Source organism: Caulobacter sp. FW305-C-30-S16 (assembly GCF_058783025.1).
The window spans coordinates 1-13,854 of record NZ_JBYSYH010000002.1; the positions used below are offsets into that span (position 1 = coordinate 1).

The window sequence follows — 13,854 nt, forward strand, 5'->3', positions numbered from 1 at the left end:
TTTACTCGCCGGCCTCAGCGCACGCTGAACCACAAGATCGAGCCCCCCGGTGGAAACGCCGGGGGGCTTTTTCTATGCGGACGGGGGCGCGGGCTCGCGAAGGCCCGCCAGGAGGCCGACCCCCAGCCAGGCGCCGATGATCGGGCTCATGCCGAGTCCCATCAGCGGGACCGGAAAGGCGCCGAGGAACGGCGTCGCCGCCCAGAGCAGAAAGCACAGTCCCAGCGCGGCGCCCGCCAGTCGCTCGGTTGGAGACCCGCGCAAACCCCACAGGACGGGCAAAGCGGCAACGCCGGCGAGCAACAGGCCCGCCGCCGCGGCGAGCCATGGGGACAGACCGAGGGCCAGGCCAAGGATGCCCTCCACCTCGGCGATGGGCTCCAGCGGATCGGGGCGGAACCAGGCCATGCCGGCAAGCGCGGCGGCAATCCCCACCACCAGGGCCATGCGGACGGGAGCCCGACGAAAGGCCGCGAACGCGACAAGCACGGAGACGGCCGCCAGCGTGGTCGCCTGGGATGCATCCGGCTGAACCACGAGCAGCACCAGGGCGGCGAGGCCCGCCACCCACGCGGACGCGCTTGTCGTGCACAGAACCGCCAGAGCGACCACCGCGGCCGGCAGCAGCAGCATCGCGACGTTCAGATGAAGCGGCCCGAGAGTCACCCATCGATGCACGTCCTGGACGCCGGGCCCCAGCAGGGACGCCGCCAGCCCTGCCGGCGCGGCCCAGAGGGCCACCTGCAGGACGTCGCGCCGCTTCAGGGCGGACAGGCCGGCGGCTGCGAGCGCGCCTGCGATCCATGCGCCAGCGTTTCGCGCGCCCGCGCTGGCGGGAGCCCCGCTTTCGACGCTGACGAAGACGCCTGCGACGACGAGAGTCAGGGACAGCAGGCCGAAGGCGATGAGCAATCCGTTGCGCGTCTTCACTAACGACCCTCTCGAGGCGCGCCGCCGGGGCGCATGCGTCGGACCGTCTGGCGGCGGCCATCGGGCAGGCTGACCTTCGCCGATCGCCTGTTGTCACGCCAACCGGTGAAAACGTGAACCCCTCCCGCCGTTCAAACGCTGACGTAGCGTCGCGCGCCGGTTAAGACAGGACCTCGCCCGCAAAGGAGCCGTCATGCCCGCATCCGCCCCCGTCCTTGTCCTTCTCGGCGGCGCGGGCGATCTGGCGATGCGGATGCTGCTGCCGTCGCTCTATCACCTGGAACTGGACGGGCTGCTGCCGGAGGGGCTGCGGATCATCGCTGTGGGCCGCGCCGCCGGGGACGCCGACAGCTATCGCGCCGAGGTCCGCGCCGATCTGGTCGCCCGCGACATTCTCGAGGACGACAGCTGGGCCCGCATGTCGGCCCGGCTCGACTACTGCTCCGCCGACGCCGGCAAGTCCGAGGGCGCGGCGCTGCTGGCCGAACGGATCGGTCCGCACGGCGACCTGGTGTTCTTCTACGCCCTGTCGCCCAGCCTGTTCGCGCCGGTGACCGAGGCCCTGCAGTGCGCCGGCCTGACCGGCGAGCGCACGCGGCTGGTGCTGGAAAAGCCGATCGGCCGGGATCTGAAGAGCTCGCGGGAGATCAACGCCGCAATCGCCGCTGCGGTGCCCGAGAATCGGGTGTTCCGCATCGACCACTATCTGGGCAAGGAGACGGTCCAGAACCTGATCGCCCTGCGCTTCGCCAACACCCTGTTCGAACCGCTATGGACCAGCCGCAGCATCGACCATGTGCAGATCACCGTGGCCGAGACGCACGGCGTCGGCGACCGCTGGCCCTACTACGACGACTACGGCGCGATCCGCGACATGCTGCAGAACCACATGCTGCAGCTGCTCTGCCTGGTGGCCATGGAGCCGCCGTCGGATCTGGAGCCGGACGCGGTGCGCAACGAGAAGGTCAAGGTGCTGCGCTCGCTGCGGCCCTTCACTCGCGCCTCGGCCGCCAGCGACAGTGTGCGCGGCCAGTACGGCGACGGCGTCGTCGATGGTCAGTCGGTGAAGAGCTATGAGAGCGAGGTCGGCCGGCCGTCCTCAACCGAGACCTTCGTCGCCCTGACCGCCTGGATCGACAACTGGCGCTGGGCCGGGGTGCCGTTCTTCCTGCGCACCGGCAAGCGGATGGCCGAGCGCTGCACTCAGATCGTCATCCAGTTCAAGCCGGTGCCCCACTCGATTTTCGGCGGGGCGGGCGCGGACGACCTGGTGGCCAACCGGCTGGTGATCGAGCTGCAGCCGGCCGAGGACATCTCCCTGACCATCATGAACAAGCGGCCGGGGCTGACCCAGGACTCCATGCGCCTGCAGCCGCTGCCGCTGTCGCTCAGCCTCGCCCGCGCGCTGGGCGAGGAGGGCGGGCGTCGGCGGATCGCCTATGAGCGGCTGCTGCTCGACGCGATGCGCGGCGACCAGACGCTGTTTGTGCGCAATGACGAGGTCGAGGCGGCCTGGCGGTTCGTCGACGGTGTGGCCGACGCCTGGGTGGAAGCCGGGATGACGCCCAAGCCCTATCCGGCGGGATCGTGGGGGCCCGGCGGGGCCTTCGCCCTGATCGAGCGTTCCGGCCGGTCGTGGAATGAATAGCCGCCCCGAGATCGAGGTCTGGGACACCGCCGAGGAGGCGGCGATGGCGGCGGCCGAGGCGATCGCCGACTGGCTGCATGCCGGACTGTCGGAGAACGACCGGGCCAGCTTCGTCGGTACGGGCGGCTCATCGCCCGGACCGGTCTACGACCTGCTCGCGACCCTGCCGCTGCCGTGGGCGCAGATCAGCGTCACCCTGTCGGACGAGCGGTGGGTCGCGCCGACCTCGCCCGACTCCAACGAACGCCAGCTGCGCGAGCGGCTGATGGTGGGAGAGGCGGCTGCGGCCCGCTTCATTCCCCTCTGGTCGGACGCGCCCACGGCGGAGGACGCCGCCGACGCGGCGGAGTTCGCGCTCGAGGATCTGTTTCCGGTCGACGTGGTGCTGCTGGGCATGGGCGCCGACGGCCATATCGCCTCGTTGTTTCCCGGCAGCCCGGCGCTGGAGGAGGGGCTCGACCCCTTCGGCGGCAGCCTGGTCATCCCCGTGCCCGCCGGCGATCCCGCGCCGCCGAACGAGCGGGTCAGCCTGACGCTGTATGCGCTGAAGCAGTCATTCCTCACCGTGGTGCTGATCCGCGGCGAGGCCAAGCGGCGGATCATCGAGGATCGCGACGACCTGCCGATCCACGCGTTGTTCAGGGCGTCGGACATGCCGGTCCGCGTGATCTGGTCGCCCTAGCCGATGGACAAGCCCATGCACCCCGTCGTTCTGGAGGTCACCGCCCGCATCGTCGAGCGCAGCCGACCCACGCGCACCGCCTATCTGGCCCGCATCGCCGCGGCGCGGGATGACGAACCCGGCCGCGCGAAGCTGAGCTGCGCCAACTGGGCGCATGCCTTCGCCGCCTCCGAGCCCGGCGACCGGATGAGGGCGCTCGACCCGAAGGCGCCGAACCTCGGCATTGTGTCCGCCTACAACGACATGCTCAGCGCCCACCAGCCGCTGGAGCGCTATCCGGCCCTGATCAAGGCCGCCGCCCGCGAGGTCGGCGCCACGGCCCAGTTCGCCGGCGGGGTGCCGGCCATGTGCGACGGCGTCACCCAGGGACGGCCGGGCATGGAGCTGAGCCTGTTCAGCCGTGACGTGATCGCCATGGCCGCGGGCATCGCGCTCAGCCACGACGCCTTCGACGGCGCCCTGTTCCTCGGCGTCTGCGACAAGATCGTGCCGGGCCTGACCATCGCGGCGCTGAGCTTCGGGCACCTGCCGGCGATCTTCGTGCCGGCCGGGCCGATGGCGTCGGGCCTGCCCAACGCGGAGAAGGCTCTCGTCCGCGCGCTGTTCGCCGAAGGCAAGGCCAGCCGGGCCGAACTGCTGGCCGCCGAACAAGCCAGCTATCACGGCCCGGGCACCTGCACCTTCTACGGCACAGCCAACTCCAACCAGATGCTGATGGAGATGATGGGCCTGCACCTGCCCGGTTCGGCCTTCATCCATCCGGGCACGGACCTGCGCGACGCGCTCGTCGGAGCCGCCGCGAAGCGCTGCGCCGCCATCGGCCCGCGCTCGGACGAATGGACTCCGGCGGGTCATGTCGTGGACGAGAAGGCGGTGGTCAACGGCCTGGTCGGGCTGATGGCGACCGGCGGGTCGACCAACCATGTACTGCACCTGGTCGCCATGGCCCGGGCAGCCGGCATCCTGCTGCGGCTCGAAGACTTCGACGCCCTGTCCGGCGTCACGCCGCTGCTGGCGCGCGTCTATCCGAACGGCGCCGCCGACGTGAACCAGTTCCACGCCGCCGGCGGCATGGCCTTCGTCGTGCGGGAACTGCTCGGGGCAGGGCTTGTCCACGACGACGTGCTGACGGTCGCGGGGCCGGGACTGCGCCGCTATCTTCAGGAGCCGCACCTGGAAGACGGCGCGCTGGTCTGGCGCGACGGCGCTGCGGAGAGCCTCGACACGGCCATCCTGAGGCCCGCCGGCGACCCGTTCGAGCGGGAAGGCGGCATCCGCCAGTTGGCCGGCGGTCTCGGCAGGGCGGTGATCAAGGTGTCAGCCGTACGGCCCGAGCATCGGACCGTCCGCGCGCCCGCGGTGGTCTTCGAGACCCAGGCGGCCTTCCAGGACGCCTTCAAGCGCGGCGAGCTCGACCGGGACTTCATCGCCGTCGTCCGGTTCCAGGGGCCGCGCGCCAACGGGATGCCCGAACTGCATGGTCTGACGCCGATCCTCACCGTGCTGCAGGACCGCGGTCACCAGGTCGCCCTGGTCACCGACGGGCGCATGTCGGGCGCCTCGGGCAAGGTGCCGGCGGCGATCCATGTGACCCCGGAGGCCGCGGCCGGGGGCGCGCTGGCGCAGGTCCGCGACGGCGACATGATCCGCCTCGACGCCGCCGCCGGCGTCCTGGCGATCGAGGCCGATCTGCAGGGCCGCCCGCTGGCGCCGACCCCGGTCGGCGGAGAGGGCTATGGCCGGGAGCTGTTCAGCGTCTTCCGCCGGGCCGTCGGGGCGGCGGATGAGGGGGCCTCGCCCCTCTGGTAGGCGCTCGTCGCGGGTCGCCTGCGACGAACGGTCACGGCTCTGTTCGCGCAACGCCGATCGCGAAAGACAGCGACGAACAGGTCTCCCGAGCGGCGGATCCGACGGGGCGAACCGCAATGACGGCGGGGCGGTCGCCCCGCCGACGCGCGTCGGCATCAGGCTGTTTGCGTCTCTGAAACCCTTGAGTTGCAAGGCTGCAATAGTTGGACGGTGTTATGCGAGTCCGGTTGACGCACGGGCAGATCATACCGCATCATCGAAGAATATTGGCTGGCTGGGCTTTGTGGTTCGCGTCCTGAATGTGAACCCGAGGGGCCCCGCCGGCGGGATGAGCCTTTGAGGGGGCTGGTTGACGCATCTGGCGTGCACCAAGAGCGGGTCTGCAGACCGGGCGGTCAACGCCCGCCGGAGCGACTCGCCCTCAATGTCTCTGAACCCGGATCTTCCGACCGTGTCGCGGTCGGACGAAGCGCATGTGTCTACGTCATCCTCAGGGGGTCCGTAGCGCTGGCGATAACGCCGTAACCGTCACACCAAGACAACAAAGACGGGACGGCTTGGGAGATAACAGGGAGGGTTAAATGCGGAAAATCGGATATCTGGCCGGGGGCTCTGCTCTCGCCATGGCCTTGTCGTTGGGAGCGGCCTCGTCCGCCTTTGCACAAGAGCCGACGGAAGTTGAAGCCGTCGTCATCACCGGCTCGCTGATCGCGGGCACGCCGGAAGACGCGGCGCTGCCGGTCGACGTCATCGGCGCCGAAGAACTGGCCAAGCAAGGCTCGCCGACCACCGTTGAACTGCTGAAGGGCCTGTCGGTCTCCAACGGGGTTCTCGGCGACACCAACCAGTTCGACTCCCGCGCCCAGGGCTCGGAAGGCTCCGGCTCGGTCAACCTGCGGGGTCTCGGCCCGACGCGCACCCTGGTGCTGATGAACGGTCGGCGCCTGCCGGTTAACCCGTTCGCCCTCGCCGGGTCGGGCGCGGTCGACACCAACATCATCCCCTCCGCCGCCATCGGCCGGGTCGAAGTCCTGAAGGACGGCGCCGCGGCCACCTACGGCTCGGACGCCATCGCCGGCGTGGTGAACTTCATCACGCGGACGAACTTCGAGGGCCTGGAACTCAGCGCCAGCTACAAGTCGATCGACGGCTCGGACGGCGACTACACCGCCAGCTTCGTCTACGGCTGGCAGGGCGACCGGTCGAACATCATGATTTCGGCCGGCTGGCAGCACCGCTCGGAACTGAGCGTCACCGAACGCGACTGGGCCAGCCTCGACTATCTCGAGAACCCTGAAGGCGGCTGGTCGGCCGCGGGCAACCCGTCGACGATCATCCCGCTGGGCGCGACGACGACGGCCTTCCGCGATGACCAGTGCACCCCGCTCGGCGGCTTCTCGGGCTTCAGCGGCACCACCCCGGTCTGCTACTGGCAGTACAACCAGTTCGACAACCTGGTGGAAAAGGAAGACCGCTTCCAGCTGTACGGCGAGTTCAACGCCGACCTGACGGCGACGACCAAGCTGCACATCGAAGGCCTCTACGCCAGCACCGACGTGCCGGAATGGAAGACCTCGCCGTCCTACGCCCTGCTCGCCACGCCGACGACGCCGTCGACGCTGGTGAACGGCCGTTACTATGTGCCCGGCACCAACCCCGGCCTGATGGCCTATGCCGCCGCTCACCCCGGTACGATCCCCGGCTACACGCTGGCGACCGGCGCCGCGACGAACATCCCGACGGCGGCCTTCGCGGCCGGCGCCCTGATCGTGGCCAACCGTCCCTATGCGATGGGCGGCAACCCGATGTTCGACTACGGGGCCTCGCTCGGCTCGCGGAACTTCGAAGCCTATCGCGTTTCGGCCGACCTGAAGGGCGAATGGGAGAACGGGATCAACTGGGACTTCTCCGTCACCTACGGGGAAGAGCGCGGCAACCGCACCGGCTACGACATCGTGGTCAACCGCTATGCGCTCGCCCTGCGCGGCCTCGGCGGCGCCAACTGTAACGGCATCGTGGCGGGCAACGCCGGATCGACCTGCGAGTGGGCCAACCCCTTCTCGAACTCGATTCCGCGCAACGCCCTGACCGGCCAGGGCGGGGCCACGTTCAACCCCGCGCTGGCCAACAGCGCCGCGCTGACCCGCTGGTTCTTCCAGAAGCTCGAGACGGAACAGACCAGCGGCCTGTTTGTCGTCGAGGGCCTCTTCAGCGGCGATCTCGGCTGGGAACTCGCCGGTGGCGAGTCCAAGTGGGCGTTCGGCATGCAGTACCGCCGCGCCAGCTTCACCTCGCAGTACAACGACTTTTCGAACCGGGCGAAGAACCCCTGCCTCGACACGCCGATCAACGGCTCGACGACCTGTGCGGCTCCTCAAGGGCCGTTCTCGTTCCTCGGCGTCGGCAGCGAAGCCGACCTGAAGCAGGAAGTGAAGTCGGCCTTCGGCGAAATCATGCTGCCGATCACCGACAGCCTGAATGCGACGATCGCGGCCCGCTACGAAAGCTATGAAGGCGATGTCGGTTCGACCTTCGATCCGAAACTGTCGGTTCGCTGGCAGGTCGTTGACAGCTTCGCCCTGCGCGGCTCGATCGGCACCACCTTCCGGGCGCCGCCGCCGGTCTCGCTGAACAGCGACTTCGTGACCTCGCTGCAGTCTGTCAACGGCACGTTCCGCGCCGTCGACATCTACGGCAACCCGGGCCTGTCCCCGGAAACCGCCACGACCTACAGCATCGGCGGCATCTTCGAGGTCGGAGCCTTCAAGGCGACGGTCGACTACTGGAACTTCGACTTCCAGGATCCGATCACCACCGATCCGGTGGGCGCCATGGTCAGCAACCTGTTCAAGAATGGGATCGCCACCGGAGCCCTGCTGAATTGCAGCGCGATCTATGACCGCTTCACCTTCAGCACCCCTGTGCCGCTGACCTGTGCGCAGCGTAACGACCTTATCGCCGGCGGCGGCGGCGCTGCCGCCGCGTCCGGGGCGATCACCCGCGTGCGGACCGAAACGGTCAACGGCGCGGGCGTGAAGACCTCAGGTATCGATGTTCTGGCGGACTACACGATCGACGACTTCCTGGGCGGCAGCCTGACCATCGGCGGCAGCGCCACGTACGTGATCGAGTACGTGACCGAAGCCACCGACGTCGCCGGCGTCACCGTTGCGCCGTCCTTCGACGCGGTCGGTCTGCTCAACTACCAGACCACGGCCTACCCGCTGCCCCAGAAGAAGGGCAACATCTACTTCGAGTACAACACCGGCCCGCACAACCTGCGTCTGACCATCCGTTACGTCGACGGCTACCTGGACCAGCGCGGCGGCTACACGGGAGCGGGAACTGGCATCTTCTGTCCCAATACCGTCCCGGTGGTGGGCCAGTGCACGGCGTCGTACAAGGACACCACGGGCGCAGTCGTGGCCGTTACGGAGGGCCGGAATATCGACTCCTTCGTCACGAGCGACCTGACCTACCGGGTCTTCCTGCCGTGGGATGCGACCGCCACGGTCTCCGTCGACAATATGTTCGACGAAGATCCCCCCTTCGCCCGTCTGGACCTGAACTACGATCCGTTCACGGCCAGCGGCCTGGGTCGCACCTGGAAGGTCAGCCTCACCAAGAAGTTCTGATCCTTCCCGGTCACGGGACAACCTTCAGGGGCGGCTTCGGCCGCCCCTTTCTTTTTGTCCGCAGGGTCGCCGGCGAAAGGCCCGCGTCAGCGGGTGAACACACCCAGCAGCAGGGGTCGGGCGAACTGCGCCGCCGCCTCGTCGGGCGCAATGCCCGGAGACCATGCGCCGAGTGAGGCCGCGGCGTTGAGCATCGAGCTGAGCATGTGGGCCGCAACGAGCGGGTCGACGGGACGGACCGAGCCTTCCGCGATGCCGTCGGAGATCATGCCGGCAAAGCGGTCCGAGACCCTGTTGTAGCGCTCCACCGTTTCCTGGCGGAGTTCCGCCGGCAGGGCGGTCATGGCCGAGGCGCGGAGCAGCGGCCCCTGATCCGAGAGCTGGAACTCGACCAGCGCCGCGCTCGCCGCCGCCAGCCGGGTCCACTGGTCGCCGGGCAGGTCGCGGGCGGCCAGCTGGATATCGCGCATCACGCTGAAGGTCCGCTCGAAGCATTCGGCGACCAGATCATCCTTGGCGTCGTTGTGGTGGTAGAAGCTGCCCTTGGTGACGTTCAGCTCGGCCGAGATGTCCTCCACGGACGCGCCCCGGTATCCCTTGCGATTGATCAGCCGCGTCGCGGCGACGAGGAAGGTGTCGCGGGAAATGTCTGCGCCTCGCGCTTCGGCCGGCGTCGGGAGGGACGGCGGATCCCAGGGCCGCGCGCCGACGGCCAGCCCGCCGGACAGGATGTCGAACATCCGCTCTTTCAGGCGCGGATAGTCCTCCACGTCGTAGCGTCGCAGCCAGGTCACGGTCCAGAACGCCTGCTCCAGCAGCAGGTGGGTCCGCGCGGTGATGTCCCGGCGGTCCAGGCCCGCGAACTCGGGGTCGTCGAAGAACCCGCGAATGTTGCGGAACAGGTTGTTGAAGGCGTCGCCGACTTCGGTGCGCAGCGGCTCCCTGAGCGCCCGCATCTCGCTGAAGGCGACGATCGCCGGGGCTTCCTTCAGCCGGATGCGGCGAACCAGGTCGAAATAGAGCTCGAGAAACCGCGACAGGCGGGCCCGGGCGCCGGACACCGCGGCGGCCTCCGCCGCCAGCCCGTTGAAGGTGTCGATCCCCCGCATGAAGCAGGCCGCCGCCAGATCTTCCTTGCGACGGTAGTAGTAGGTCACCGACGTCGTGATCAGGCCGACCTCGGCCGCGACGTCGGCCAGGGTCATGCCCTTGACCCCCTGACGATTCAGGATCGTCGTCGCGGCGTCGAGAATGGCCTCCTTCTTGGCGGCATAGCGCGCGGTGGCGGCGCTGCCGGTCCTGGAGACGTATGCGGTCACGCGACCGACTCTTCCGCGAAGACCTTCTTGAGGTCGGACTTCATGATCTTGCCGTTTGCATTGCGCGGCAGGGTTTCGGGCCAGAAGGCGACCCGCACGGGCGCCTTGAAGGCGGCGAGGCGCTCCAGGACAAAGGCGCGCAATTCCTGTTCCGTGGCCTGGGCCCCGGGCTTCAGCGTGACGACCGCGCCTGGCTCCTCGCCCAGAGTCCGGTGCGGAATGCCGATCAGCGCCGCATCCATGACGGCGGGATGGTCGTACAGGACGTTCTCGACCTCGATGCAGTAGATGTTCTCGCCGCCGCGGATCAGCATGTCCTTGGCCCGGTCGATGATGAAGCAGAAGCCTTCTTCATCCAGGCGCGCCAGATCGCCCGTGCGAACCCAGCCGTCGACGAAGGTCTGGGCCGTCGCCTCGGGCTTGTTCCAGTAGCTGCGCAGGACCATCGGACCCTTGCACCACAGCTCTCCAACCTCGTTGGGACCCAGCTGCCGGAACGGTTCGTCGACCGTCATGATCTTCATTTCGCCGACAGCGGGCGCGACGCCGCAGCTGTCCGGACGGTGTTCATAGTCCTGGGAATTGTTGTTGGTGAACGTCGCGCTGGTCTCGGTCATCCCCCAGCCGTTGCCGGCCGAGGCGTTCGGCCAGACTTCCTTGATCCGCCGCACCAGTTCCGGCGCTGACGGCGCTCCGCCGTAGGAAATGCTCTCGATCGTCGACAGGTCGAAGTCCGCGCGTCGCGGATGTTCGATCAACTGCCAGGCGATGGTCGGCACCCCGCCCGTCGCGGTGACCCTTTCGCGCTCGATCAGGGTCATCCCCTCAAGCGGGTCCCATTTGCGCATCAGCACCAGGCGTCCGCCGTTATTCAGCGCGCCGCACAGCGTCGCCGAGCAGCCGGTGACGTGGAACATCGGCACGACCAGCAGGGTCACCCGCTGCGGCGCGTTCGGGTCAGGCGCGGGCGGCGTCTCGCCGCGACGCAGGAAGGCCCGCGCCAGCGCGGCGCCGGTGGTCATGACATTGGTCGTCATGGTCCGGTGCGTGCCAAGGGCGCCCTTGGGCTTTCCGGTGGTGCCGGAGGTGTAGAAGATGGTCGCCGGGTCATCCGGCAGGATCGGCGTCGTCGGCAACGCCAGGTCAGGCAGATCCGCCCAACCGTTCACCGGTCCGATCACGGATTCGAGGTGACGGACGCGCGCATCTGCGAGCGGTCCCTCCTGCCTGCACACATAGACGGTCTCGACGGCCGGGCAGTCAGGCAGGTGCTCGAGGATCCGGTCCAGCCGTTCGGGATCGACGATGGCGACCCGGGCTCCGGAATCCGCAAGTCCATACTGCAACTCCGCGCCCGTCCACCATGCGTTCAGGGGCGTGACGATGGCGCCGAGGCTGGCGGCGGCGAAGAAGGCCACCGGCCATTCCGGCAGGTTGCGCATGACCAGCGCGACGCGGTCGCCCTTGCCGACGCCATCCGCGGCCAGTTGCGCGGCCAGGGTCGCAACGGCGCGATGGAAGCCCTCGAAGGTCGCCCGATCGCCGTCATAGACAAGGAAGTCCCGCGTCGCGAACGCCCGTCCGTTGGTCACAAGATCGCGCAGGGTCGCCGGGCAGTTCTTCCAGACCGTCGTCAGGACACCGTCGATCAGCACCGTTTCGGTCTCGAAACGAGAGCCCGGCGCTGTCAGGATGGCGTGGCATTCTGCGATGCTGCGGGCGGGCCAGACCATGGGCGTCCTCGAAGGCTCCTGTTGGGACGCCAATCTAGAATACCCGGTATGGGCGGGGAAAGGCCGTTCCGGCCGTTGCGGCGACAACGGGACCGATTCTGGCCCCTCAGGCCGCCGCTTCCTGCTCCGACTGCGCGACGATAGCCGCGATCTGGGCGATCAGCGCCGCCGGCGACAGAGGCTTGGCGACGATGCCGTTCATGCCGGCGGCCCGGTAGGAATCGGCCTGATGCGACATGGCGTTGGCGGTCATCGCCAGGATAGGCGTCAGCCGGGCGGGTTCAGGCAGCTCCCGGATGCGGCGGGTCGCTTCCACGCCGTCCATCACGGGCATCTGGATGTCCATGAAGATCAGGTCGAAGGCCGCCCGCGAGGCGGCCTCTACGCCCTGCTGTCCATCGTCGGCGGTCTCGACGCTCGCGCCCAGCTGTTCAAGCATCCGGGTGGCGATCAGGCGATTGGTCGGATTGTCCTCGACCACCAGGACCCTCAGACCGTCGAGCAGGCTGTCTGCGTGACCGGCGGATGCTACGGCGGCCTGCACCGGCGGCGCCTCGATCTCGATCCAGAAGGTCGACCCCCTGCCGAGCTCGCTGTCGAAGCCGATCTCGCCGCCCATCAGTTCCGCCAGCCGCTGGCTGATCGCCAGGCCGAGGCCAGAGCCGCCGAACCGGCGTGTCGTGGAGCCGTCCGCCTGGTGGAAGCGCTGGAACAGGTCGGACCGCGCGCCGGGGTCGATGCCGACCCCCGTGTCGGTGATTTCGATGCGCAGGCGGCTGCCGACCCGGCTCAGGTGCGCATCGACGCCGCCCTGGAGCGTGAACTTCACGGCGTTGCCGATCAGGTTGAACAGGATCTGGCGCAGACGCACCGGATCGACCGACGCCCAGCCCAGTTCGGTGTCGGCGTGGGTGCTCAGCCACAGGCCGCGTGCGGCGGCCTGGGGACGCAACAGGCCGGCGACGCTGTCCATCAGGGCGACGGGGTCGGTCGGCTCGGGGGAGAACTCCAGTCGGCCGGCCTCGATCTTCGAGAAATCGATCACGTCGTTCAGCAGCTCGGCCAGCATCTGGCCGCAGCCGACGGCTTCCTCAAGCAGTTGCCGCCCGTCCGCCGTCAGGTTCTCGCCCCTCAGCAGATGCAGGACGCCGAGCACGCCGTTCATCGGGGTGCGGATCTCGTGACTGATGTTGGCGAGGAACTGCGCCTTGGACTCCGCGGCGGCAAGCGCCGCATCGCGGGCCCTGGCCACTTCGCTGACGTCCTGGGTCAGGCCCAGCACATCCCAGCGACCCGAGGCTCTCTGACGCAGGCCGCGCCAGGCCGCTCGCAGGCTGGCCCATCCGCTGTCGCCGGCGCGGAAGTGCCGGTACTCGACCACGCGCGGTTCGCCCGTAGCCAGGGTGTGGAAGAAGGCCTCGCCGACGCGTCGCTGGTCGTCGGGGTGGATCTCGGAGGTCATCTCGTCGGCGGTGATCGTCCGGCTGCCGGACGCGCCCGGGGCGCCCGGCCGCGAGAGGTCTGTGTCGATGTCGTAGAGCCCGGTCTCGGGATCGAAGCGCCAGACGAAGATGCCGGCCGCCTCACGCAGCAGGTCGTTGGTGCGCGCCGCGTCGGCGCTGTCGGCGATCCGGCGGTGTTCGTCGGTGACGTCTTCGAGCACCACGATGGTCGCATCACCCGCCCCGCGTTTCACCCGGGAGCGAACCCACAGGATCTCGCCGTCCCGGCGCAGGAGGCGGTGTTCGGCGCGGGCCTGCCCGTCGGAGATCAGCGTGGTGATCAGGTCGCGTACGATCTGTCCGTCGCCCGGGTGGATGAAGTTCTCGATCGGCCGGCCGACGGTCTCTTCAACCGACCAGCCCGACAGCTCGGTCCACGCGGGATTGATGCGCGAGATCGAGCCGCCGCGAATGAGCACGAAAATGTCGACCGAGTTCTGGAAGAACCAGCGCGCGGCCTCGATATCCAGCTCGGTCGGAGCGTTGGTTCCGGCTGGCCCGGTCATTTTCCTACCCTTGTTTTGCCTGACCTTGCGGCAGGTTTGGTAAAGTTTGGGTTGCGACATACCGACGGTTCGATAGTTCGAATGAAGCGC

General features: G+C 68.6%; 8 protein-coding genes. 4 read left to right on the top strand and 4 right to left on the bottom strand.

The genetic code is table 11. From position 1 onward, the window contains the following. Positions 1-72: 72 nt before the first annotated feature. Positions 73-930: a hypothetical protein gene (locus tag AC3WJT_RS06995; protein WP_492342383.1), complete on the bottom strand. Its 858-nt coding sequence runs from the start codon at positions 928-930 to the stop codon at positions 73-75. 193 nt (positions 931-1,123) lie between these two features. Here AC3WJT_RS06995 and zwf point away from each other — a divergent pair, with 193 nt between their 5' ends. From zwf to AC3WJT_RS07015, 4 genes are all read left to right on the top strand, one after another. Then, positions 1,124-2,578, top strand: a complete 1,455-nt coding sequence (gene zwf / locus AC3WJT_RS07000) for a glucose-6-phosphate dehydrogenase (RefSeq protein ID WP_492342384.1) — start codon at positions 1,124-1,126, stop codon at positions 2,576-2,578. After that, positions 2,571-3,260 (top strand): 6-phosphogluconolactonase, encoded by a 690-nt coding sequence (pgl, locus tag AC3WJT_RS07005; protein ID WP_492342385.1) that lies wholly within the window; start codon positions 2,571-2,573, stop codon positions 3,258-3,260. The genes zwf and pgl overlap by 8 nt, the downstream gene beginning before the upstream one ends. Positions 3,261-3,275: 15 nt before the next feature. Next, the gene (gene edd / locus AC3WJT_RS07010) at positions 3,276-5,069 is read left to right on the top strand and encodes a phosphogluconate dehydratase (RefSeq protein WP_492342386.1); all 1,794 of its coding nucleotides are present in this window, start codon (positions 3,276-3,278) and stop codon (positions 5,067-5,069) included. 581 nt (positions 5,070-5,650) lie between these two features. Further along, positions 5,651-8,704, top strand: a complete 3,054-nt coding sequence (locus tag AC3WJT_RS07015; RefSeq protein ID WP_492342387.1) for a TonB-dependent receptor domain-containing protein — start codon at positions 5,651-5,653, stop codon at positions 8,702-8,704. 86 nt (positions 8,705-8,790) lie between these two features. On the opposite strand, the gene AC3WJT_RS07020 is transcribed toward AC3WJT_RS07015, so the two are convergent. The 3 genes from AC3WJT_RS07020 to AC3WJT_RS07030 form a co-directional block, all read right to left on the bottom strand. Beyond that, entirely contained in the window at positions 8,791-10,023 is a 1,233-nt protein-coding gene (locus AC3WJT_RS07020) for a TetR/AcrR family transcriptional regulator (protein ID WP_492342388.1), read from the bottom strand. Continuing rightward, the gene (locus tag AC3WJT_RS07025; protein WP_492342389.1) at positions 10,020-11,756 is read right to left on the bottom strand and encodes a class I adenylate-forming enzyme family protein; all 1,737 of its coding nucleotides are present in this window, start codon (positions 11,754-11,756) and stop codon (positions 10,020-10,022) included. The genes AC3WJT_RS07020 and AC3WJT_RS07025 overlap by 4 nt, the downstream gene beginning before the upstream one ends. Before the next feature lie 106 nt (positions 11,757-11,862). Next, complete coding sequence (locus AC3WJT_RS07030) at positions 11,863-13,764, bottom strand: ATP-binding protein (protein ID WP_492342390.1); 1,902 nt, start codon at positions 13,762-13,764, stop codon at positions 11,863-11,865. Between the last annotated feature and the right edge of the window lie 90 nt (positions 13,765-13,854).